Raw genomic sequence first — 23,519 nt, forward strand, 5'->3', positions numbered from 1 at the left:
AACGCAAGGTAGGCATACGCATGGTCACGTCCGCTCGTCTTTTCCGCAAGGCCTCTTCGCCCGCCAGGCCGCGTGCCTGGCTCGCGCGCGCCTCGTTGCTCGTGCTGGTCGGCATGCTGACCGCCTGCGGCTTCACGATGCGCGGGGTCACGCCGCTGCCCTTCGACTCGCTGTATCTCATGGGCCTGTCGGACAACACCCGCTTCGGCGGAGACGTGGCGCGCGCCTTGCGCGCGGCATCGCCCGACACCCAGCTTGTCACCGATCGCAAGAACGCGCAGGCCACGCTGATCGCTGTCAGCCAGTCCCGCTCCCAGCGCGAGACCTCGCTCAATCCCCAAGGCCGCGTCGAGGAATACGAACTGAGGGTGCAATACACCTTCCGATTGATCGACGCGCGCGGCAACCTGCTGCTGCCCGACACGACCTTCACCGACACGCGCGACATGCCGTATGACGACAATGTCGTCCAGGCCAAGCAGGGTGAAACGGAAACCCTCTACCGCGACATGGAGAAGGCGCTGGTGTCTCGTCTGATGCGCAGACTGACCGCACCCGACGTGGCGGAGGCCTTCGAGATCGCCCGCAATTCGCCGGATGACAACAGCCTGCCCGTGGCGCCGCCTCTGCCAGAGCCTTCCGAGGAGCCCGCACAGCCGTCGGTCTGGACCAATCCGCGCCTGGACACCAACCCGGCCAACCGGCGCTGAGGAACGCACCGATGGCAGTGGCCATGGATGCCGATCGTCTCGCGCAGACACTCGCCCGCGAAGATCGCCTTGCTCCGCTTTATTGCGTCACGGGCGACGAGCCGCTGCTCGTCACCGAGGCGCTGGACGCCTTGCGCGCCGCCGCGCGCGACAAGGGCTACACCGAACGCACGACGCTGGTCATGGACGCGCGCAGCGACTGGAGCGCCGTCCTGGCCGCCACGCAAAGCGTGTCCCTGTTCGGCGACCGCAAGCTGCTCGAACTGAAACTCGCCACCGGCAAGCCCGGCAAGGCGGGCGGCGACACGCTGGCACGGCTGGCGGAGCTGAGCGCCGGCCAGACCGACCCGGACACCGTCATCGTGGTGGCCCTGCCCAAGCTGGACCGCGCCACCCGGGAAGGCAAATGGATGACGGCGCTGACGCGTCACGGCACCGTCGTCGAGGTGCCTGACGTCGACCGCCAGCGGCTGCCCGGCTGGATCGGCGCAAGGCTGGCCCGCCAGAACCAGCAGGTCGATGACGCCACGCGCCAGTGGATGGCCGACATGGTGGAAGGCAACCTGCTGGCCGCCCACCAGGAAATCATGAAGCTCGGCCTGCTGCACCCCGAAGGCCTCATCTCGGCGCAAGAGGTGGAGCGCGCCGTGATGAACGTGGCGCGCTACGACGTCTTCGGCCTGCGCGACGCCATGCTGGCGGGTGACTCGGCGCGTGTCGTGCGCATGCTGGACGGCCTGCGCGCCGAAGGCGAGGCCCTGGTGCTGGTGCTGTGGGCCGTGGGCGAGGAAATCCGCACCCTGGCGCGCCTGGCCGATGCCCGCGCGAACGGGCAGGACATGAATGGCCTGATGCGCCGCCTGCGCGTGTTCGGCAATCACGAAAGGCTGGCGCAGCAGGCGCTCTCGCGCGTGCCGCCGGCGGCCTGGCCTGCGGCGGTGCAACACGCCCACGAAGTGGACCGCCTCGTGAAGGGCCTGCACGTTCCTGGCCGGCTGTCGGACCCCTGGGAAGAAATGCTGCGCCTGGCGCTGCGCGTGGCGGCGGCAGGCAAGCGGCGCGCTGGGTAGAATGCGGCTTTCCCCGCTTTCGCCCCCCTGCCCCGCCATGTCCTCCGATAATCTGGAACTCTCCATGCTCACGCTGGGCCGCAACGCCCGGCAGGCCTCCCGCGTCATGATGGGCGCGACGGACCAGGCCAAGTCGGCCGCGCTGCGCGCCATGGCACAAGCCCTGCAGGATCGCCGCGCGGCCCTGCAGGCCGCCAATCGCGCCGACCTGGAGACCGCCAGGGCAAATGGCCTGGAGGCCGCGCTGCTCGACCGCCTGACGCTCTCGGACAAGGCGCTGGACACCATGGCGGCAGGACTGGCGCAGATTGCGGCCATGCCCGATCCCGTGGGCAGCCTGTCCAATTCCAGCCTGCGTCCCAACGGCATGCGCGTCGCCCAGATGCGCGTCCCGCTGGGCGTCATCGGCATCATCTATGAGTCGCGTCCCAATGTGACCATCGACGCGGCCGCCCTGTGCCTGAAATCAGGCAACGCCACGATCCTGCGTGGCGGCAAGGAAGCCCTGCAATCGAACGTGGCGCTGGGCGCGGTCGTTCGCGAAGGCCTGCTGGCCGCCGGCCTGCCCGAGACCGCCGTCCAGGTGGTCGACACGCCCGACCGCGACGCCGTCGGCCACCTCATCACCATGACGGACTACATCGACGTCATCGTGCCGCGAGGCGGCAAGGGCCTGATCCAGCGCCTGTCGGCCCAGGCGCGCGTCCCGCTCATCAAGCACCTGGATGGCAATTGCCACGTCTATGTCGATGCCGACGCAGACCTGGAAAAGGCGCACCGCGTGGCCTTCAACGCCAAGACCTATCGCTATGGCGTCTGCGGCGCGATGGAAACGCTGCTGGTCCACCAGGACGTCGCCGCCAGCCTGCTGCCCGGCCTGGGCCAGGCCTTCACGGACCACGGGGTGACGCTGCGCGGATGCGAACGCACCCGCCTGTTGCTGCGCCAGGCCGAGCCCGCCACCGACGAAGACTGGGGCAGTGAATACCTTGGCCCCGTTCTCGCCGTGCGTGTGGTCGACAGCCTGGAGCAAGCCATGGATCACATCGCGCGCTGGAGCTCGGGCCATACCGAATCGATCGTGACCGAGAAGCTCGGCACCGCCCGCCGCTTCCAGCGCGAAGTGGATGCAAGCTCGGTCTATGTGAACCTGCCCACCTGCTTCGCCGACGGCTATGAATACGGCCTGGGCGCGGAAATCGGCATTTCCACCAACCGGCTGCATGCCCGCGGCCCGGTTGGCCTGGAAGGCCTGACCACCTACAAATGGGTGCTGGAAGGCGACGGACAGCTGCGCGGCTGACGCGCCGGGCAGGCGGGACCCCGCCTGCTCGCCGGTTTACCAGGGGAAGTCGATCAGGTCGCCATACAGGCGCTTCAACGTCGCCTTGACCTCGGGCGAGCCCTGGTAGATCTCGATGAAACGCAGCAGCCGGGGATCCTGGGCCTTGTCCTCGCGCGCCACCCAGCGGATGGCATATCGCTTCAGGCTGTCGGTATCGGTGTTGTCGAACGCCAGGCCGTCCTTCTCGTCCAGCCCGCCATGCTTGGCGAACGTCGTGTACGTCACCGATGCCGTCACGTCGTCGAACGTGCGCGCGGCCTGCGCGCCTTCGATGGCGACGAGCTTGATGCGGCGCGGGTTGGCGGTGATGTCGGCCTGCGTGGCCTCGTGCGCCACGCCGGGCTTCAAGGTGATGAGACCCATGGTCTGCAGCAACAGCAAGGCGCGGCCCGTGTTGACGGGGTCCGACGGGATCGCGATCGTCGCGCCGTCGGGAATGGCGTCGCCGCGCTTGAGCTTCTTCGAGAAAAGACCGATGGTGGTGGAGTATCCGTAGGCGACCGGCACGAGATTGGCGCCGCGATTGCGGTTGAATTGCGCCAGGAACGGGGCATGCTGGAAGAAATTGGCGTCGACGGAGCCATCCGCCACCGCGATATTGGGCAATACCCAATCGTTGAACTCGATGAGTTCCACCCGCAAGCCCTGTTCGCGCGCCTGCGCGATGGCGATCTCGGTGGCTTCATTGGCCACGCTGGGGATGACGCCCAGGCGCAAGGCCCCGACTGGCGCGGCGGCTTGCACCATGAAGGCGGCAAGCATCGCCGCCAGGCCCACGACTATCTTTTTCATGTTTGGAACGGGATCCTTCAGCCCGACACGGCGAATGCCGCGTCACAGGCCGCATAGTAGCGCCAGGCGCCGCCGCGGCCTGCGATAACCCTGGCGCCCGCATGCCTCGCCTACAAGGGCACGAGCGCGGCCTCCAGCGCTGGCACGGCCAGGGGCCGCGAGAACCAGTACCCCTGGATCTCGTCGCAATCCAGGGCCCGCAAGGCGTCGGCCTGGGCCTGCGTCTCGACCCCCTCGGCGGTGACACGCAGGCCCAGCGCATGCGCCATGGCGATGATGGCGCCGACCACCGCCCGGCTGCGGTCATCCTGCAGCATGGCCTGGACGAACGCGCGGTCGACCTTCAGCCGATCGACCGGCATGCGGGTCAGGTAGGCCAGGCTGGAATAGCCCGTGCCGAAATCATCGAGCGCCACCTTCACCCCCATCTCGCGCAGGCCGCCAAGCGTCGCCATCGCGGCCTCGGTATCGCCCAGCACCACGCCTTCCGTGACCTCCACTTCCAGGCAGTGCGCCGGCAGGCCGTGGGCTGCCAGGCAGCGCTGGATCATGGGCACCAACAGGCCGCTCTGGATCTGCGGCGGCGACACGTTGACCGTGACGACCGGCACGCGGCCCAGCTTGCGCAGCAGGCGGGCGGCTTCCTTGCACGCCTGGTCCATCACCCACGCCCCCAGCGCCACGATGAGGCCGCAGCGCTCTGCAACCGGGATGAACTCCGCCGCGCTGATGAGCCCGCGCACCGGGTGCCGCCACCGCAACAGCGACTCCATCAATGCAATCTCGCCGGAGGCCAGGTTCACCTGGGGTTGAAAGACCAGGTGGAACTGGTCCTGGTGCAGCGCCTCGCGCAGGAGCTGCTCCAGCTCGAGCTCGCCGACGGCCTCGGCCTGCATGCCTCGCTCGAACCAGCGCCAGTTGGCTGACTCGCCTGCCCTCGCCGCATCCAGGGCCAGGTCCGCCCGGCGTATGAGGCTATCGGCGTCGGTCGCTCCATCACCCGGTGCCAGCCCCGCACTGGCCCCCAGGCGCACCGGGCGATCCAGGGCCACCACCGGCTGTGCCAGCATGTCCAGCCACTGGACCACCCGTCCCTCGACCTCCGGGCGCGACGCGTCGGTCAGCACCAGGAATCGGGTGCCGTCCAGGCAGGCCAGGCTCTCGCCTGCGCGCAACGCGCCGCGCAGGCGAGCGGCCATGACTTGCAGTACCCGCTCCAGCACGGTGTTGCCCAGCGAACTGCGCAGGCGCTCCAGGTTGTCGGCCTCCACCACGATCACGCTGAACGTGTCGTCGCTCAGGCGGGCCCGCTGGATCCGCAGCGCCAGCCGCTCCAGCGCCCAGGCCCGGTTGGGCAGGCGCGTGCGGGCATCGTGATGGGAAACGTACCAAAGCTGCGCGTAATTCCGAGGCGGGCCCGCCTGCAGATCGATGACCGCCCCGGCAAGCGCCTGTCGCCCCGGCACCGGCGCCAGGCCCAGGCGCACTGCCAGGCGCTCTCCATCCGGGCGGCGATAGTGCCAGGACGCATCGTGGCGATGCTGCCCCATGCCCGCGCCAGCGCGATGCAACAGGGTCAGTTCGGCGTTACGGCGCTGCGCCTCGGCCGCATCCAGCAGTTCGGTATGCCGCATGCCTGCCAGCAGGTCCTCGCGCGAGTAGCCGCTCAGCCGCTCATAGGCCGCGTTCACCGCCAGGAGGTGCCCTTCCTCGTCGCACACGAAAAGCCCGAAAGGCGAGGCCTCCCAGGCCTCGCTCAACGCCAATATCGGTTCGGGCCAAAACGGCAAAGCGGGACCATGCATGGCTGGCGGCTCCCAGGCAGGGGTGACCGCAAGGGCCACGATGCGTCCCAGTGTATCGAGAAGCCCGGCACGGGAAAACCGATGGTCCTACAACTGCGATGAACGCAATAACGGGCCTGTCCGCGACCCGCCGCCAGTGGGATTCAGCCCGCCAGCAACGCTTCGATCTCGGCCTCGTCGAAACCCGCCGCGCGGCGCGCAGCCAGGTTGAACGGGCCTTTCAGCCGCGGCGCTTCGTGGCGCGCCTGCAAGTCGGCATAGGTCGCCACGGGCTCCAGCCCGCGCTCGCGGCAGACGTGGCGATACCAGCGGTTCCCCACGGCCACGTGTCCGATCTCGTCGCGCAGGATGATGTCCAGGATGCCAGCCCCATGGGCGTCGCCGGCCTGGGCCAGCTTCTCGCGCACGAGCGGAGAAGCATCCAGCCCCCGCGCCTCCAGCGTGCGCGGCACCAGCGCCAGGCGCGCCAGCACGTCGCCACGCGTCTTTTCGGCCATGTTCCACAGGCCCGGGTGTGCCGGGAAATCCCCATAGGCATGCCCCAGGCTTTCCAGGTGCTGGCGCAGCAGGTCGAAGTGATAGGCCTCTTCGCGCGCCACGACGAGCCATTCGCGATAGAAGGGATCGGGCATGCCGGGAAAGCGCCAGACGATGTCGAGCGCCAGGTTGATCGCATTGAACTCGATATGCGCCAGCGCATGGATCAGGATGGCCCTGCCCTGCGTGGTGCGCACCGAACGCGTGCGGATCTTGGTGTGCGCCACGAGCTCGGGCCGCTCGGGGCGGCCAGGCAGGACGGCCGGCGGTTCCAGCACGGCCTCGGTGTCCAGGCGCGCACCCGTATCCAGCGCCTCGACGGCCAGCAGCTTGGCCGCCCAATCCTTCGCCGCCAACGCATGCAGGGCATGCGCGCGCAACTCCCTTCCGACAGGCGCCGTCATCGTTACAGGAAGCGGTCCAGGTAGCGGCGGCTGGTCTTGTCCAGGTCACGCACGCTGGCGATGAGATAGTGCATGCCGTGCGAATCGCTGACCTGCAGGCGGCCGTCATGCAGGCGGCGGATGTCTTCCTCGCCCTTCAGGACCAGCTTGGTCGGCCCGCGGTCGGTGATGACATCCCAGGTGGACGGCGTGGCATACGACGACACGCGCTCGATACGTTCGATGCGCGGGGTGAATTCGCGCACGGCCAGCTCCTCCAGGATCAGCGCCCGGATATCCTGCGGCACGTCCGCCAGGCCATCCAGCCAGCGCAGCTCCTTGCCATCCTGGTCCAGCAGCGCGATGGCCTCGTCGGGCGCCTGGATCGGGAATGCCCGCACGGGGATCACGCCCGGCCAGGCGCGGCCGCCGGCATCGGTCAACAGCAACTGGCCTGCCTCGTCGCGGACCAGCGTGAAATCAACGGTCATCGTCCTCTCCCTCGGCGGCCAGGCCTGCCGCGGCCTCTTCGTTGCGCAACTGCGCCTGGTAGAGGCGATAGTAGGCGCCCTCGCGCGCCAGCAGCGCCTCGTGCTGCCCGATCTCGACGATCTCGCCACGATCCATCACCACCAGGCGGTCCGCCTTGCGCAGCGTGCTCAAGCGGTGCGCGATCGCGATGGTCGTGCGTCCCTGGATCAGGTTGTCCAGCGCGGCCTGGATCTCCAGCTCGGTCGTGGTGTCCACCGACGAGGTCGCCTCGTCCAGGATCAGGATGCGCGGGTCGATGAGCAGCGCGCGCGCGATCGAAATGCGCTGGCGCTCACCGCCCGACAGGCCCTGGCCGCGCTCGCCGACCAGCGAATCGTAGCCTTGCGGCAGGCGCAGGATGAATTCGTGCGCGCGGGCAGCGCGGGCAGCGGCGACGATCTCGGCGCGCGTGGCCTCGGGCTTGCCGTAGGCGATGTTCTCCGCCACGGTGCCGAAGAACAGGAACGGCTCCTGCAGCACCAGGCCCACGTTGCGGCGATAGTCCTCGACGGCAAAGGCGCGCAGGTCGGTGCCGTCGACACGGATGGCGCCGGTGGAAGGATCGTAGAAACGGCAGATGAGATTGACCAGCGTGCTCTTGCCGGAACCGCTATGGCCCACCAGGCCGATCATCTCGCCGGGCGCGATATCGAGACTCACGCCGTCGAGCACCGTGCGGCTGCCATAACGGAAGCCCACGCGGCGCAATTCGATGCGGCCCTCCAGCCGGCCCGCGGGCACCGGGCGCGCGGGCTCGGGCACGCTGCTGACGTGGTCCAGGATGTCGAAGATGCGCTTGGCGCCCGCCGCGGCCTTCTGCGTGAAGGACACGATGCGGCTCATGGAATCCAGGCGCGTGTAGAAGCGGCTGATGTAGGCGAGGAACGCGGCCAGCACGCCCACGGTGATGTGGTCGTTGGACACCTGCCAGATGCCGAACATCCAGACGATCAGCAGGCCGATCTCGGTGAGCAGCGTGACCGTGGGCGAGAACAGCGCCCAGATGCGGTTGACGCGGTCGTTGACGGCCAGGTTGCGGTCGTTGGCCTCGCGGAAACGCGCCACCTCGCGGCGCTCCTGCGCGAAGGCCTTCACCACGCGGATGCCGGGAATGGTGTCGGCCAGCACGTTGGTGATCTCGGACCAGATGCGGTCGACCTTCTCGAAACCGTGGCGCAGGCGGTCACGCACCAGGTGGATGAGCCAGATGATGAAAGGCAGCGGCAGCAAGGTCACCAGCGCCAGCCACGGGTTGATGGAAATCAGGATGACGGCCGTCATCACGATCATCAGCACGTCGGTGGCGAAGTCCAGCAGGTGCAGCGACAGGAACACGCACAGCCTGTCGGTCTCGCTGCCGATGCGGGCGATCAGGTCGCCCGTGCGCTTGCCGCCGAAGTACTGCAGCGAGAGCTTCTGCAGGTGCTCGAAGGTGGACGTACGCAGGTCGGCGCCGATGCGCTCGCTGACCCAGGCCAGCAGATAGGTGCGCGCCCAGCCCAGGCCCCACGCGAGCAGCGCGGATGCCAGCAGGCCGCCGAGATACAGCGACACCAGTTCATAGTCGATGGGCGCGCCGTTCTGGTACGGGATCAGCACGTCGTCCATCAGCGGCATGGTCAGGTACGGCGCCACCAGCGTCGCGGCAGTCGAGGCCACCGTCAGCACGAAGCCCAGCAGCAGCGCGCCGCGATAAGGCCGCGCAAAGCGCCAGAGCCGCAGCAGCGCCCAGGTCGACGGCGGCTCCTCGGGCGCCTGCGCGCAATAAGGACACTCTTCCTGGTCGGGCGGCAAGGCCGCGCCGCATTGGTCGCAATGCGCCTCGGCGGCGGCACGGCGCTCGGCGGAGTTCAGCCGCGCCAGGCGGTCGGCCATGAGCCGCGCGATGGGCGCGCCCCCCATGGTGTGACGCCAGGCCGCCACCCGGCGTTCGCCGTCGAAGAGCTCCAGCGTGCCCACGCCCGCATGGTCGCGGCAGCGCAGCGACAGGGAGGGCGACAGCGGCCATTCACGCGCCACGGCCGGCGTGCCGCCCGCCTCGGGTGCCTCGACCAGCACCAGGCGGCGCGCCGTCAGGATCAGCAGGCGCTGACGGAACCGCAATTGATCGTCGAGGTCTATCCAGGCATGCGCCTGCGGCGTCTCGTCATGTTGCAACGCGGCGTCGACGACACCACGCCAGGGGCCGGTCAGTGCCGGCAATACGTCGGAGGCGGAGGATGGGGCAAGATTCATGGGCAAGGAGCAAGAATCCCCCTGGCGCTGGCAGCGCCCGGCGGGCCGGCCTCTCCCGCGGAGGGCATGTCGCCTTGGGGGCAAGCGCGGGGCCTTCGGAAAGCCACGCACTGCGCCTGCGAGTATAGCCACCGAGTACCGGCTTGGCGGCCCGAAACGCCCGCCCCCTGGGCTTTTCAGGAAGGTGTAATGACAATTTCGCAACACTATTGCACCGCAACATAATTAATTCGGGCCACAGTGCGCGTGCTCACCTGCCGCGGCGCTAAGATCGCGCCGATTCTCCCTCCAAGTTTCCCCTTCAGATGCCGGTCATGCCGGCGGGACAGCGACAGATGAAAAAACGCGATATTGAAATCCTGCGCATCGTGACCTTGCGTGGGCCGAATATCTGGACCTACCGGCCGGTGCTCGAGGCCTGGGTCGACATCGGACTGCTGGAGGACTGCCCTTCCAACCTGCTGCCCGGTTTCCCGCAACGCCTGGAAGCCTGGCTCCCCACCCTGATCGAACACCGCTGCAGCCCCGGCGTGCGCGGCGGCTTCCTGCAACGCCTGCACGAAGGTACCTGGCCCGGCCATATCCTCGAACACGTCACGCTGGAACTGCAGAACCTGGCCGGCCTGCCCGGCGGCTTCGGCAAGGCACGCGAAACGTCCGAACGCGGCGTCTACAAGGTGATCGTGCGCGCCTGGCACGAAGAGGTGACGCGCGCCGCGCTGTATGCCGCGCGCGACCTCGTCATGGCGGCCATCGAAGACCGCCCCTATGACGTGAACGCCGCCATCGAGCGCCTGCGCGAAATGACGGATTCGCTGTGCCTGGGCCCGAGCACCGCCTGCATCGTGGATGGCGCGGATGACCGCGACATTCCCGCCGTGCGCCTGAGCACCGGCAACCTGGTGCAACTGGGCTATGGCGCGCGCCAGCGCCGCATCTGGACCGCCGAGACCGACAACACCAGCGCCATCGCCGAGAGCATTTCGCGCGACAAGGACCTCACCAAGCAGCTGCTGGGCAATTGCGGCGTGCCGGTGCCCGAAGGCTGCCTGGTCGAGAGCGCCGCAGATGCCTGGGACACCGCGGAATCCATCGGCCTGCCCGTGGTGCTCAAGCCCAGCGACGGCAACCATGGCCGCGGCGTCTTCACCAACCTGACCACGCGCGAGGAAATCGATGCCGCCTATGCCATCGCGGTCGACGAGGGCAGCGGCGTCATCGTCGAACGCTTCATTCCCGGCATCGAGCATCGCCTGCTGGTCGTGGGCGACAAGCTGGTCGCGGCCGCCCGTGGCGAAAGCGCCGAGGTGGTGGGCGACGGCGTCTCAACCGTGCGCCAGCTCGTGGAAAGCCAGATCAATACGGACCCTCGCCGTGGCCGCAACGAAGACCAGCCGCTGAACCTGATCCGCCTGGACTCCGCCGCCATGCTGGAGCTGGGCCGCCAACGCCTCACGCCCGACAGCGTGCCGGCCGCAGGCCGCGCGGTGCTGATCCAGCGCAACGGCAACGTCGCGTTCGACGTCACCGCGCAGGTCCACCCCGAAGTCGCGCGCATCGCCGCGTTGGCCGCGCGCGTGGTCGGCCTGGACATCGCCGGCATCGATCTCGTGGCGCAGGACATCTCCCGTCCGCTCGCCGACCAACGCGGCGCCATCGTCGAGGTCAACGCCGGCCCCGGCCTGCTCATGCACATCAAGCCCGCGCAAGGCGAAGCGCAGCCTGTCGGCCGCGCCATCGTCGATCACCTGTTCCCGCAGGACGACACCGGACGCATCCCGGTCGTGGGCATCACCGGCACCAACGGCAAGACCGTGGTGGCCAAGATCGTGGCCCGCCTGCTGCACCTGAATGGTCTGCTGACGGGCCTGGCCTGCAGCGATGGCATGTACCTGGACAATCGCCGCGTGAAGGCCGGCGACGCCGGCAACTGGACCGATGGCCTGCGCGTGCTGCTGAACCGCGCGGTCCAGGCGGCCGTGATCGAGAACGACAGCAACGTCATCCTGACCCAGGGCATGGCCTACGACCGTTGCCAGGTCGGCATCGTGACCGGCACGCAGCATCCCGACCACCTGGGCCGGCATGACATCCTCGACGCCGAGCAGATGCTGAAGGTCTACCGCTGCCAGGTCGACGTGGTCCTGCCCGAAGGCGCCGCCATCCTGGACGCCCTGGACCCGGCCTCGGAAGAACTGGCCGAACTCTGCGACGGCAAGACCTACTTCTTCTCCACCGACGCGCAGGCGCCCTTGCTGGCCGCGCATCGCGCGGCAGGCGGCCGCGCGGTCGTGGCGCGCGACGGCTGGCTGGTGCTGCTGGATGGCGAATCGGAACAGCCGCTCACGCGCCTGTCGGCCATCCCCATCACCTACGGCGCGCGCGTGCGCTTCCAGGTCGCCAACGTGCTGGCCGCCGCGGCGGCCGGCTGGGCGCTGGGCCTGACGCCGGAACTGATCCGCGCCGGACTGGAAGCCTTCGACCGCGACTTCTCGGACATTCCCGGCCGCTACACCGTCTTCGAATGGCAAGGCGCCACCGTCATCGTGGACGATGCCCAGAACGAAGCCGGCGTGGCCGCCCTGGTGGAGGCGCAGGCACAGTTCTCGGCCGGTCACCGCAGCATCATCTTTGGCGCGGGCACGGACCGCCGCGATGACGCGCTGATACAGATGGGCCGCTTGCTGGGGGAAACCTTCGACCACATCACGCTCTACGACGACGCCTCCGTGCGCAGCGAACGCGTGCACGGCGAAGCCCGCGCGCTGCTGCGCGACGGCATTGCGCGGGCCGCTCGCCGGCCCGCGGTCACCGATGCCGCCGACCACGGCGCCACCGTGGACAGCGCGCTGTCGGCCCTGCAGGCCGGCCATCTGCTGGTGCTGCAATGCGAGGAAGCCAGCGCCGCCGCCACGGTGGACCGTGTCCGCCAGTGGATCAGCCAGTCCTGCACCCAAACCGCCTGAACCCGGCCCACGTCCTACGATCCGTCAAGGAATTCCCCATGGAAGTCTCCCGTCTTCGCGCCTTGCGTGGCCCCAACATCTGGAGCCGCCTGACCGCCATCGAAGCCATCGTGTCGTGCGCCGACCCGCAATGCGACCTGGAGAACGTGCCGGGTTTCTATACCCGGATGCGCGCCCGCTTTCCCGACATGCGCGCGCTCAAGCCCGCCGGGCACGAAGCGCCCGTGTCGCTGGCGCATGCGCTCGAAGCCTGCGCGCTGGGCCTGCAGGCCGTGGCCGGCTGTCCCGTGGCTTTCGGCCGCACCACGCCCACCGTCGAACCCGGCGTGTACCAGGTGGTGGTGCAGTACACCGAGGAAGCCGTCGGCCGCCTGGCCTTCGAACTGGCCCAGGAACTCTGCAAGGCAGCGCTGGATGACACCCCCTTCGATCTGCAGGCCGCCGTGGGCCGCCTGCGCGAGCTGGACGAGGACATGCGCCTGGGCCCCAGCACCGGCGCCATCGTGCAGGCCGGCCTGGCCCGCGAAGTGCCCTATCGCCGGCTGACGGAAGGCAGCATGGTGCAATTCGGCTGGGGTAGCCGCCAGCGCCGCATCCAGGCCGCCGAAACCGACATGACCAGCGCGATCGCGGAGTCGATCGCGCAGGACAAGGACCTGACCAAGCTGCTGCTGGAGGCCGCGGGCGTGCCGGTGCCCGTCGGCCGCGTCGTGCGCACGGAAGACGAGGCCTGGGCCGCCGCCTGCGAGGTGGGCGTGCCCGTTGTCATCAAACCGCGCGACGGCAACCAGGGCAAGGGCGTGGCCGTGAACCTGGAGACGCGCGAGCAACTGGCGACGGCCTTCGCCGTGGCCTCGGACATCAGCCGCGACGTGATCGTCGAGCGCTACATTCCGGGCCATGATTTCCGCGTGCTGATCGTCGGCGGACAGATGATCGCCGCCGCGCGCCGTGACCCGCCCAGCGTGATCGGCGACGGCAGGCGCACCGTGCGCGAGCTGGTGGCCGAGGTCAACCTGGACCCGCTGCGTGGCGATGGCCATGCCACCTCGCTCACCAAGATCCGGCTCGACGAGCTGGCGGTGGCCACGCTCGGCAAGCAGAACCTGACGCCCGAAAGCGTGCCCACCGCCGGCCTGCGCGTCGTGCTGCGCAACAACGCCAACCTGAGCACCGGCGGCACCGCCACCGACGTGACCGACGAAGTCCACCCCGAGCTCGCGGCGCGCGCCGTCGCGGCGGCACAGATGGTCGGCCTGGACATCTGCGGCGTGGACGTCGTGTGCGAAACCGTGGCGCAGTCGATGGAAGACCAGCGCGGCGGCATCGTCGAGGTGAACGCGGCCCCCGGCCTGCGCATGCACCTGAACCCCTCCTACGGCAAACCCCGCCAGGTGGGCGAAGCCATGATCGGCACGCTGTTCGGGCCGGGCGAGAACGGCCGCATCCCGGTCGTGGCCGTGGCCGGCACCAACGGCAAGACGACCACGGTACGGCTGACCGCGCACCTGCTGGGCGCCAGCGGCAAGCGCGTGGGCATGACCAACTCCGATGGCGTCTATGTCGAAGGACGTTGCATCGACACCGGCGACTGCAGCGGCCCGCGCAGCGCGCGCAACATCCTGGGACACCCGGATGTCGACGCCGCCGTCTTCGAAACCGCGCGTGGCGGCATCCTGCGCGAAGGCCTGGCCTTCGACCGTTGCGACGTGGCCATCGTCACCAACATCGGCATGGGCGACCACCTGGGGCTGAACTACATCAGTACCGTGGAAGACCTGGCCGTGGTCAAGCGCGTCATCGTGCAGAACGTCGCCCCCACCGGCACCGCCGTCCTGAACGCCGCCGACCCCATGGTCGCGCCCATGGCCGCCTCCTGCCCCGGCTCGGTCATCTTCTTCTCCGACGACCGTCATCACCCCGTGCTGACCACGCACCGCGCACAAGGCAAGCGCGTGGTGTTCGTCGAGGACGGGCACCTGGTGGCCGCCGAAGGCGGTTTCGCGCATCGCATTGCGCTGAACGCGATCACGCTGACGCGCGGCGGCACCATCGCCTTCCAGGTGCAGAACGCCATGGCCGCCACCGCTGCCGCGTGGGCCCTGGGCCTGGACTGGCAGGTGATCGAAGCAGGCCTGGCCAGCTTCGTGAACGACGCGCAATCGGCACCCGGCCGCTTCAACGTGTTCGACTATCACGGCGCCACGCTCATCGCCGACTACGGCCACAACCCCGACGCCATCCAGGCGCTGGTCTCGGCCGTGGAAGCCATGCCCGCGCGCAAGCGCGTCGTGGTGATCAGCGGCGCGGGCGACCGCCGCGACGAAGACATCCGCCAGCAGACCGCCATCCTGGGCGATTCCTTCGATGACTTGATTCTCTATGAAGACCAGTGCCAGCGCGGACGCGAGGATGGCGAAGTGCTGGCGCTGCTGCGCGAGGGCCTGAAGGACGCGCGCCGCGCGCGCCACGTCGAGGAAATCCGGGGCGAATTCCTGGCCACCGACACGGCACTCAAGCGCCTGCAACCCGGCGACCTCTGCCTGGTGCTTATCGACCAGGTGGAGGAAGCCCTGGCGCACATCGCCAAGCGGATCGCCGAGCCGCGTTGACCCGCATCGCATGAAGCCTGCCCCAGCACGGCGCGTGCAAGGCAAGGGCGCCCGACCCGCCGGTCTGGCGCCCTTTTTTCTGCCCGGTTTTGCGCCTGAAAATGCCCGCCGGCACGCCCAGGCGCGCTACACCTGTAACGCCAGCAGATCAAAGCAGCGCAAGCATTATTCAAATGTAACCCCACCGCCCCGTGCCAATGGCACATGCGCGTGCACGCCGCATCCTGCCGTCCACCAATGAGGCGCAATGCTTTGCTGCGCAAGCACCCGCGCAAAAGCACGTGCGCCACGCCTTACATTTGTCGACAACCGTGTTTTGACTGCCCTTTTGGACGGCATTACCTTGTCTTCACCAACCCGAACCGGACCGGAATTTCCCAAGGAACTCCACATGATCCGGATTCATTAAAAGTGAGGTGAACCATGGCTATCAACCAAGACATCCTGGAAGGCAAGTGGAAGCAGATCGCCGGCAAGGTCAAAGCCAAATGGGGCGACCTGACCGACGACGACATTACCAAGGTCAATGGCAATGCCGAGCGCCTGGCTGGCGTGATCCAGGAGCGTTATGGCAAGACCCGCGAGCAGGCCGACAAGGAAGCCCGCGACTTCTTCGACCAACACCGCTAAGCCGCGTATCTGCCGAGGAGAAGCATCATGCTGCACTATGCCGTTATTTTCTTCGTGATCGCGCTGATCGCTGCCGTGCTCGGCTTTGGTGGCATTGCCGCCGGCGCAGCATCGATCGCCAAGGTCCTGTTCTTCATCTTCCTCGTGCTGGCGGTCCTGTCGCTGCTGAGCGGCGCTTTGCGCAAGAAATGAAGGTGGCCGGCCTGAACCGGGCCGGCCTGAAAGACTCGCTACATCGTTCACTATCCGTCGCGCCGCGCTGAACCGCAGGCCGGCTTAAGGAGAAACACCATGATCGCTCGCAAACACATCGCCGCCGCTCTCATTGGTGCCGCCACGTTCGCCACCACCCCGCTCGTCCTGGCCGCCGATGGCCAACCCAAGCAAAGCGCGGGTGAATACGCCTCCGACGCCGTGGTCACCACCAAGGTCAAGGCCGCCCTCGTCGCCGAAAAGGAACTGAGCGCCCTGGACATCTCGGTGGAAACCATTGAAGGCGTGACGACGCTGACGGGCGACGTCGACACCACCGCGCACAAGGACCTCGCCGGCCGCGTGGTTGGCGGCGTCGACGGCGTGCGCCAGGTCAACAACGACCTCAAGGTGAAGAAGTAAATCCCCCCCCCGAGGCGCTTCGCGCCTCCCCCCCAGGGGGGCGACGCTGGCGGACCGGCGGAGCCGGCTCCGCGGCGTCCCTGATCTGGGGAGATCGCTGCAAATTGAGGGTGGGGTTTTGAATTTGGAGCGGGCTTCGGGCCTGCGGGGCTGGAAGAGACGCCAGCGTCGTTTGCTCCAGATACGGGCCGAGGCGTTTGCCTCGGCCTTTTTCGTGTCAGGGCTGCAGGCTGATGGTGCCGCGGCCCAGGGTCATGACGCGGCCGCCGACGCGGATGGTCTGGTCGCGCTTGACCTCGAGTTGCAGGAGACAGGGCCGGCCGATGGAGGCGCCCTGCTCCACCTTGACGTGCGTGGGCAGTTCGCGGCCCGTGGCAATGAGCCAGCCGCCCAGATTGGCGCAGGCGGAGCCCGTGCCCGGGTCTTCGTCGACGCCGCTGCCGGGCTTGGCCATGAAATAGCGCGCCAGCGCACGCTGGCCGAAACGCGTCGGCCCGGCGGATTCCACCGGGGCGAAGACATAGGCGTTGCGCCGGCCGGCCGCGCTGACCGGCCAGCGCGCCATCTGCGAGGGATCGGGCTGCACACGGCGCACGATGTCAGGCGTCTTGACCGGCACCAGCAACTGCTCGGAACCCGTGTTGACCCACAGCGGCTCGTCCAGCAGATCGTCCACCGACAAGCCCAGCATGGCCGCGATATCGGCCTTGCCCGCCAGCGGGCGCGCCGTGCGCGGCCCCCCTTGCGGCATGGGGGCGGTGAATACCCAATCGTCCTGGCGCGCCTCCAGCGCGACCATGCCGGCCCGCATTTCCAGCTTGATCGTGTCGCCGCAAGCCAGCAGATCCCGCAACACATGGGCCGTGCCCAAGGCAGGATGTCCTGCGAAAGGCAATTCGGTCATGGGCGTGAAAATGCGTACGCGCGCCGTCGCATCCCCCGTGGGCGGCAGGATGAAAGCCGTCTCGGACAGGTTGAACTGCACGGCCAGCGCCTGCATGTTCTCGTCGGTGAGCCCCCGGGCATCTTCGAAGACGCACAGCGGATTGCCGCCAAACGCCGTCTGGCCGAAGACATTGACCAGCGAGAAGGCGTAATCAGCCAATGCGTTCCCCGGGCTCCTCGGCCTTGTCGCCGGTGGCCGAGTCGTCGTAGCCCGTGCGGTGCGCCGCGGGCGACTTGGCTTCCAGGCGTTCTTCGCGGCCCGAGCGATACAGCCCCACCTTGATGAGCATCATGGCGCTCAGTGGCGCGGTCATCACGACGAAGATGGTGATGAGCACCTCGTGGATCACGGGACGGCCCGACAGGCCGGTGAAGTACAGCATGGAAGCGATCAGCACGCAGCCGCAACCCAGGGTGGCGCCCAGCGTGGGCGCATGGATGCGCTGATAGAAGTTGGACAGCCGGAGAAGGCCGAAGGAACCGATGAGCGCAAGAATGCCGCCCAGCACGAGCAGGATGGCCGCGGGGATCGCGAACCAGAGGCTGACGGTTTCCGCATTCATGGCTCGATCACCTCGCCGCGCAGCAGGAACTTGGCCATGGCCACGGAGCCCACGAAACCGAAAAGCGCGATCAGGAGCGCGATTTCGAAATACACGGCCGTGCCGGCACGGATGCCCTGCGTCACCAGCAGCAGCATGCCGTTGACGTAGAAGTTGTCCAGCGCCAGCACGCGGTCCTGCGCCGTCGGGCCGCGCTGCATGCGGATCGTGGCGAAAGTCATCGCCAGCAGGAAGCACAGGCTGGCGAAATTGGCCGCCCAGGGAAGAATCTCGTTCATTCGTATATCTCCATCAGCGGACGCTCGTAGCGCGTCTTGACCAGCTCGATCCACTTGGCCTCGTCATCGAGGCTGAGCACGTGCAGCAGCAGCTCGCAGCGATCCTTGCTCAGGCCCGCGAAGACGGTGCCGGGAATCGAGGTGACGATGGCGGCCAGCACCGCCAGCGCGTGCGGGTCGGCCAGGTCCAGGGGCACGCGGATGAATCCGGAGCGCTCGCGGCGCTCCTTGGCCCCCAGGATCACGACGGCGACATCGAAATTCGAGCGGCAGATGTCCACCAGGATGTGCGCCAGCAGCGTGAAGAGCGCCGGCACCACGCGGGCCGAGGCCTTGACCGGGCGCAGGCTGTCGGCGGCCACCGGCCCGAACCACGCCAGGAACAGGCCCATGGCGATCTGGCCTGCCGACAAGGACTGGTTCATCAGCAGCCACAACACCAGCAGGAAGCCCGACAGGGGCAACGAAGGGAACCACCTTTTCATCATTGCGCCTCCATGTGGGTGGCGGGTGCCGCGGGCAGCACCGCCTCGATGTAGTCGCGCGGCGCGTGCAGGGCCTGCGCCGTGGCGTCCATGTAGCGCAACGCAGGGTCGGCCCACAACGTCAGCGCGACGCACAGTGCAAGCAAGGCGAAGACCGGCGCGGCATCGAGCAGGCGCAGGCGCAGCACGTTGCGCTCGACCGACCAGAAGGTGCGGATGCCCGAACGCGCCAGCGCGATCACGCCGGCCAGGCCGGACAGCAGGATGGTGGCCAGCATCAGCCAGCCTGCCAGCGGCACGTGCGCCGACCCTGCCATGTCCGGATCCTCCAGCGACGCGGCCAGCAGGGCGAACTTGGCGATGAAGCCCGACAGCGGCGGCAAGCCCGTGATAAGCAAGGCGCACATGACGAAGCCCGCGCCCAGCACGGCCATGACGGCCGGCAACGCCACGCCCACGACCTCGTCGGGCGCATCCGGATCGACCGGATCATCCAGGCCGAAGGCTTCCAGGCTGATGGCCAGCATGTCCGCGCCGAAGGGCCGGTTGCGCTCGATGAGCTCGATCAGCAGGAAGAAGGCCGACACTGCAAGCGAGGAGCTGACGAGGTAGTACAGGGCCGGCCCCAGGGCGTCCGTGCTGGACAGGCCGATGGCGGCCAGCAAGGTCCCGGACGACACCAGGATGCTGTAGGCCGCCTGGCGCCGCAGTTCCTGCGACGCCAGCAGGCCGGCAGCCCCCAGCGCCAGCGTGACGAGGCCGCCGTAGAACAGCCAGTCGCTGGCCAGCACCCTCCCCGCCTCGCCCGAGGCCGACAGTACCGCCGTCATGCGCAGGATCGAGTAGATGCCGACCTTGGTCATGAGCGCGAACAGCGCGGCCACCGGCGGCGTGGCCGCGGAATAGGCGCCCACGAGCCAGAAGTTCAGGGGCCAGGCCGCGGCCTTGATCAGGAAGGCGCAACCCAGCACGGCGGCGCCGGCATTGAAGAGCGCACGCTCCTCGCCGATCACGTCGGGCAGGCGCTGCGCCAGGTCGGCCATGTTGAGCGTGCCGACCGCGCCATAGATGAGGCTCACGCCCACCAGGAACAGGAAGGAACCCACCAGGTTCACGGCGATATAGTGCAGCCCGGCGCGCACGCGTCCGACACCCGAGCCATGCAGCAGCAGGCCGTAGGAGGCTGCCAGCAGGATCTCGAAGAACACGAACAGGTTGAACAGGTCGCCCGTGAGGAACGCGCCGTTCAGCCCCATGAGCTGGAACTGCAGCAGCGGCTGGAAATGCACGCCGACCTTTTCCCAGCGCGAGATCGAGGCCACCAGCGTCGCGATGCCCACGGCAGCGGTCAGCAGCAGCATCAGCACGGCCAGGCGGTCCACCACCAGCACGATGCCGAAAGGCGGCGGCCAGTTGGCGGGACGATAGGTGAGCAGGCGCGTGCCCCCCTCGGCGTCGACCGAGAAGAACAGCGCCACCGCGACGACGGCCAGCAGGACCGCCGACACGAGACCGATGGCGATGCGTGTGTTGCGGTGGCTGTCGCTGAGCAACAGCATGGCCGACCCTGCCAGCATGGGCAGGACGATGGGAAGAATGGGGAGATGCGTCAACCAGTCGCTCACGAGTCGGACTCCTTCCCATCGACGTGGTCAGTGCCCGTCAGGCCGCGAGAGGCCAGCAGGACCACCAGGAAGAGCGCGGTCATGGCGAAGCCGATGACGATGGCGGTCAGCACCAGCGCCTGCGGCAGCGGATCGGCATAGTTCAGCAGATCGCTCGGCAGGTCGGGATCGATGACCGGCGCGCGGTCGACCTGCAGGCGGCCCATGCTGAAGATGAAGAGGTTGACCGCATACGACACCAGCGAAAGCCCCATGATGAACTGGAAGGTGCGTGGGCGCAGCAGCAGCCACACGCCGGAACCGGCGAGCACGCCGATGGCCAGGGACAGGACGATTTCCATCAGTGCTTCTCCTCGGCCTGTGCCTTGTTGGCGCGATGCAGGCTGCGCGCGGATTGGTGGGCCAGCGCCACCAGCACGAGCACCGTGGCGCCCACCACCAGCATGTAGACGCCGATGTCGAAGAAGAGCGCGGTACCGATGTAGATCTCGCCCAGCAGCGGGACGTAGGTCTTCCAGGACATGCCATCCAGGAATGGCAGGCCGAACAGCCAGGACCAGGCGCCCGTCAGGGCGGCGATGAGGATGCCCAGGCCGACCCAGTGCTGCGGGTGCAGGCGCGAGCGCGATTCCACCCACGACGTGCCGCCCACCATGTATTGCAGGATGACGGCCATGGCCATGACCAGTCCGCCGACGAAGCCGCCGCCGGGCTGGTTGTGTCCGCGCAGCAGCAGGAAGATGGAGACCAGCGCGGCCACCGGCAGCAGCAGGCGGATGAGCACGGCCGGGACCATCAGGTAGCCCTCGGGCAGGTCGCCCGCCGGGCGGCCCGAGGCATTGCCGTAGGCTTCCGGATCCTGCTGCTGTTCCGGCAGGTCCATGCTTTCCGGTGCGGGCCGGAAGCGGCGCAGCAGCGCGTAGACGGACAGCGCCACGATGCCCAGCACGGCGATTTCACCCAGCGTATCGAAACCGCGGAAATCCACCAGGATGACGTTGACCACGTTGGTCCCGCCCCCTTCGGGCAGCGCCTTTTCCAGGAAGAACGGCGAAATGCTGTCGGCCCTGGGGCGCGTCATCATCGCGTAGGCGATCCAGCTCAGGCCGGCGCCCGCGCCCACCGCCAACGCAAGGTCGCGCCCGCGGCGCAGGCGCGCCGACAAGGCGGTCTCCGCCGACGGCAGACGCTTGGGCAGCCAGCGCAGGCCCAACAGGATGAGCACCATGGTGACCACCTCGACGCCCAGCTGCGTGAGCGCGAGGTCAGGGGCGGAAAGCCAGGCGAAGGTCAGGCAGGTGACCAGGCCCGCGCCCCCCATCAGGATGAGCGCGGCCAGGCGGTGATACTTGGCCTGGTAGGCCGTGGCGATGGCGCAGGCGCCCCCCAGCAGCCACAACAGGGCAAACAGCGGATCCATGGGCGTGGACAGGCCCGACGGGCCGCTGGCGCCTTGCGCCCACAGGGCGATCAGCCCCGCGGCGAGCGAGACGCCCAGGATCCACAGCATCTGCACCTGCAGGCGCTCGGACGTGAGCCGCCGCGTGACCCTCTCGGCGAAAGTGGTCAGGCCCTCCTGGACGCGCTCGAAGCTGCGCTTGCCGTCGAAGCGATAGATGAGCGGCGTGCCGTCGATCTCGCCCATGCGCAGATTGCGTTGCAGGGCGATGTAGCCGGCGATGCCGCCCGCCAGGGCCAGCACGCTCATGATGAGCGGCAGGTTCAGGCCGTGCCAGACGGCCAGGCTGTATTGGGGCAGGTTCGCGCCCAGCACCGAGCGCGCCGCCGAGTCGAGGATGCCGCCCACGGTGATGGCGGGCAGGATGCCGACCACCAGGCAGGCCAGCACCAGGAACTCCACCGGCAGGCGCATGAGGCGCGGCGCTTCGTGAGGCTCGCGCGGCAGGTCGGTGGCCGTCGGGCCGAAGAAGACCTGGTGGATGAAGCGCAGCGAATAGATCACGCTGAAGGCGGCCGCGATGGTGGCTGCCACCGGCAGGCCGACCTGCACCCAGGTGGCGCCTTCGATGTAGACCGTCTCGGCGAAGAACATCTCCTTGGACAGGAACCCGTTGAGCAGCGGTACGCCCGCCATCGACGCGCTGGCCACCATGGCCAGCGTGGCGGTGATGGGCATGACCTTGTACAGGCCGCTGAGGCGCCGGATGTCGCGCGTGCCGGTCTCGTGGTCGATGATGCCGGCCGCCATGAACAGCGACGCCTTGAAGATGGCGTGGTTCATGATGTGGAAGATGGCGGCGACGGTGGCCAAGGGGCTGTTCAGGCCCAGCAGCAGGGTGATGAGGCCCAGGTGGCTGATGGTGGAGTACGCCAGCACGCCCTTCAGGTCTTGCTGGAACATGGCGGCATAGGCGCCCAGCACCAGCGTGCACAGCCCTGCCCCGCCGATCAGCCAGAACCACAGGTCGGTGCCACCCAGCGCGGGCGACAGGCGCACCAGCAGGAACACGCCGGCCTTCACCATGGTGGCCGAGTGCAGGTAGGACGACACCGGCGTGGGTGCGGCCATGGCGTGCGGCAGCCAGAAATGGAAGGGGAATTGCGCGCTCTTGGTGAGCGCACCCAGCGCCACCAGCACCAGCGCGACGGCGTAGCCAGGGTGCGCGCGGATCACGTCGCCCGAGGCCAGCACGCGGTCCAGGTCATAGCTGCCGACGATGTGGCCGATGAGCAGGACGCCTGCCAGCAGGCACAGGCCGCCGGCGCCGGTGACCGTCAGCGCCATGCGCGCGCCCTGGCGGGCGTCCACGCGATGGTGCCAGTAGGCGATGAGCATGAACGACGCCAGGCTCGTCAGTTCCCAGAAGAGCGCCAGCTGGATCAGGTTGCCCGACAGCACCACGCCCATCATCGAGCCCATGAAGGCGAGGAAGAACGAGAAGAAGCGCGGCACCGGATCCTGCGGCGACATGTAGTAGCGCGCGTAGATCACCACCAGGGCGCCGATGCCGGTGATCAGCATCGAGAACATCCACGCGAAACCGTCCAGGCGCAGCGAGAACGTGAGTCCCAGCGCGGGGACCCACGGCAGCGACAGGGCAAGCACCTGCCCGTTGGACACCTGGGGATAGAGAAGGATGAGTTGCACGACCCCGGACACGGCGATGAGACCCGCCAGCCAGGCTTCGGCATTGCGCGCGCTGGGCTTGAGCACCGCGGCACAGAGACTGCCCGCGAAGGGCAGGACAAGGATCAGTAGCAGGGACCAGGCTGTCATGCCGTCCCTCCATCAATACGCTGGAAAACCTGCGGGGCGGCTTCCCGGGCCGGCGTGCCGGCGTGGGGAAGTCGCCCGAAATGGCAGGTGGGCGGAATGGCGCTCCATCGCACCCGCAGGTGCGAGGAACGGCGTCGAGGCGCTGCGACTCGGC

The 23,519-nt window shown here is 68.2% G+C and carries 20 protein-coding genes; 8 read left to right on the forward strand and 12 right to left on the reverse strand.

The window, feature by feature from the left end; all coding sequences use genetic code 11:
* Window positions 1-20: 20 nt before the first annotated feature.
* The 3 genes from ODI_RS14320 to ODI_RS14330 are packed head-to-tail and all read left to right on the forward strand — an operon-like array spanning window position 21 to window position 3,083.
* Complete coding sequence (locus ODI_RS14320; protein ID WP_067751621.1) at window positions 21-710, forward strand: LPS-assembly lipoprotein LptE; 690 nt, start codon at window positions 21-23, stop codon at window positions 708-710.
* A gap of 11 nt (window positions 711-721) precedes the next feature.
* Window positions 722-1,780, forward strand: a complete 1,059-nt coding sequence (gene holA, locus ODI_RS14325; RefSeq protein ID WP_067751624.1) for a DNA polymerase III subunit delta — start codon at window positions 722-724, stop codon at window positions 1,778-1,780.
* A 37-nt stretch (window positions 1,781-1,817) separates the two neighbouring features.
* Window positions 1,818-3,083, forward strand: coding sequence for a glutamate-5-semialdehyde dehydrogenase (locus ODI_RS14330; RefSeq protein ID WP_067751627.1), 1,266 nt, complete (start codon window positions 1,818-1,820; stop codon window positions 3,081-3,083).
* Window positions 3,084-3,119: 36 nt separating this feature from the next.
* Here the strand turns inward: ODI_RS14330 and ODI_RS14335 are convergent, their stop codons facing one another.
* The 5 genes from ODI_RS14335 to ODI_RS14355 form a co-directional block, all read right to left on the reverse strand.
* Window positions 3,120-3,887, reverse strand: coding sequence for a MetQ/NlpA family ABC transporter substrate-binding protein (locus tag ODI_RS14335; protein WP_231968267.1), 768 nt, complete (start codon window positions 3,885-3,887; stop codon window positions 3,120-3,122).
* 140 nt (window positions 3,888-4,027) lie between these two features.
* The gene (locus ODI_RS14340; RefSeq protein WP_082985225.1) at window positions 4,028-5,722 is read right to left on the reverse strand and encodes a putative bifunctional diguanylate cyclase/phosphodiesterase; all 1,695 of its coding nucleotides are present in this window, start codon (window positions 5,720-5,722) and stop codon (window positions 4,028-4,030) included.
* 143 nt (window positions 5,723-5,865) lie between these two features.
* Window positions 5,866-6,663 (reverse strand): ferritin-like domain-containing protein, encoded by a 798-nt coding sequence (locus ODI_RS14345; RefSeq protein WP_067751633.1) that lies wholly within the window; start codon window positions 6,661-6,663, stop codon window positions 5,866-5,868.
* Between the two features lie 2 nt (window positions 6,664-6,665).
* Window positions 6,666-7,133: a cyanophycin metabolism-associated DUF1854 family protein gene (locus ODI_RS14350; RefSeq protein ID WP_067751636.1), complete on the reverse strand. Its 468-nt coding sequence runs from the start codon at window positions 7,131-7,133 to the stop codon at window positions 6,666-6,668.
* Window positions 7,123-9,408 carry a cyanophycin metabolism-associated ABC transporter gene (locus ODI_RS14355; RefSeq protein ID WP_067751639.1) on the reverse strand — a complete coding sequence of 762 codons (2,286 nt, stop codon included), beginning with the start codon at window positions 9,406-9,408 and terminating at the stop codon, window positions 7,123-7,125. Before ODI_RS14355 ends, ODI_RS14350 begins: the two co-directional genes overlap by 11 nt.
* 335 nt (window positions 9,409-9,743) lie before the next feature.
* Here ODI_RS14355 and cphA (ODI_RS14360) point away from each other — a divergent pair, with 335 nt between their 5' ends.
* From cphA (ODI_RS14360) to ODI_RS14380, 5 genes are all read left to right on the forward strand, one after another.
* Window positions 9,744-12,374 carry a cyanophycin synthetase gene (gene cphA / locus ODI_RS14360; RefSeq protein WP_067751642.1) on the forward strand — a complete coding sequence of 877 codons (2,631 nt, stop codon included), beginning with the start codon at window positions 9,744-9,746 and terminating at the stop codon, window positions 12,372-12,374.
* 38 nt (window positions 12,375-12,412) lie between these two features.
* Window positions 12,413-14,986 (forward strand): cyanophycin synthetase, encoded by a 2,574-nt coding sequence (gene cphA, locus ODI_RS14365; protein WP_067751645.1) that lies wholly within the window; start codon window positions 12,413-12,415, stop codon window positions 14,984-14,986.
* 429 nt (window positions 14,987-15,415) lie between these two features.
* The gene (locus ODI_RS14370) at window positions 15,416-15,616 is read left to right on the forward strand and encodes a CsbD family protein (protein ID WP_067751967.1); all 201 of its coding nucleotides are present in this window, start codon (window positions 15,416-15,418) and stop codon (window positions 15,614-15,616) included.
* Window positions 15,617-15,643: 27 nt separating this feature from the next.
* Entirely contained in the window at window positions 15,644-15,808 is a 165-nt protein-coding gene (locus tag ODI_RS14375; protein ID WP_067751648.1) for a DUF1328 family protein, read from the forward strand.
* 99 nt (window positions 15,809-15,907) lie between these two features.
* A complete protein-coding gene (locus ODI_RS14380; RefSeq protein WP_067751651.1) occupies window positions 15,908-16,231 on the forward strand; it encodes a BON domain-containing protein in 324 nt (107 codons plus the stop codon).
* 217 nt (window positions 16,232-16,448) lie between these two features.
* Here the strand turns inward: ODI_RS14380 and ODI_RS14385 are convergent, their stop codons facing one another.
* Genes ODI_RS14385 through ODI_RS14415 form a run of 7 tightly spaced genes read right to left on the reverse strand, consistent with a single transcriptional unit; the run spans window position 16,449 to window position 23,365 of the window.
* Window positions 16,449-17,336 carry a PhzF family phenazine biosynthesis protein gene (locus ODI_RS14385; RefSeq protein WP_067751654.1) on the reverse strand — a complete coding sequence of 296 codons (888 nt, stop codon included), beginning with the start codon at window positions 17,334-17,336 and terminating at the stop codon, window positions 16,449-16,451.
* Complete coding sequence (gene mnhG, locus ODI_RS14390) at window positions 17,329-17,739, reverse strand: monovalent cation/H(+) antiporter subunit G (RefSeq protein ID WP_067751657.1); 411 nt, start codon at window positions 17,737-17,739, stop codon at window positions 17,329-17,331. The genes ODI_RS14385 and mnhG overlap by 8 nt, the downstream gene beginning before the upstream one ends.
* Window positions 17,736-18,017: a K+/H+ antiporter subunit F gene (locus ODI_RS14395; RefSeq protein WP_067751660.1), complete on the reverse strand. Its 282-nt coding sequence runs from the start codon at window positions 18,015-18,017 to the stop codon at window positions 17,736-17,738. Before ODI_RS14395 ends, mnhG begins: the two co-directional genes overlap by 4 nt.
* The gene (locus tag ODI_RS14400) at window positions 18,014-18,505 is read right to left on the reverse strand and encodes a Na+/H+ antiporter subunit E (protein ID WP_067751663.1); all 492 of its coding nucleotides are present in this window, start codon (window positions 18,503-18,505) and stop codon (window positions 18,014-18,016) included. The genes ODI_RS14395 and ODI_RS14400 overlap by 4 nt, the downstream gene beginning before the upstream one ends.
* Window positions 18,502-20,127, reverse strand: coding sequence for a monovalent cation/H+ antiporter subunit D (locus tag ODI_RS14405; RefSeq protein ID WP_067751666.1), 1,626 nt, complete (start codon window positions 20,125-20,127; stop codon window positions 18,502-18,504). The genes ODI_RS14400 and ODI_RS14405 overlap by 4 nt, the downstream gene beginning before the upstream one ends.
* Window positions 20,124-20,468 carry a Na+/H+ antiporter subunit C gene (locus tag ODI_RS14410; RefSeq protein ID WP_067751670.1) on the reverse strand — a complete coding sequence of 115 codons (345 nt, stop codon included), beginning with the start codon at window positions 20,466-20,468 and terminating at the stop codon, window positions 20,124-20,126. Before ODI_RS14410 ends, ODI_RS14405 begins: the two co-directional genes overlap by 4 nt.
* On the reverse strand, window positions 20,468-23,365 hold the full coding sequence (locus tag ODI_RS14415) for a monovalent cation/H+ antiporter subunit A (protein WP_067751673.1): 2,898 nt from the start codon (window positions 23,363-23,365) through the stop codon (window positions 20,468-20,470). The genes ODI_RS14410 and ODI_RS14415 overlap by 1 nt, the downstream gene beginning before the upstream one ends.
* Window positions 23,366-23,519: the final 154 nt, after the last annotated feature.

Source organism: Orrella dioscoreae (assembly GCF_900089455.2).
Lineage (GTDB): Bacteria > Pseudomonadota > Gammaproteobacteria > Burkholderiales > Burkholderiaceae_B > Orrella > Orrella dioscoreae.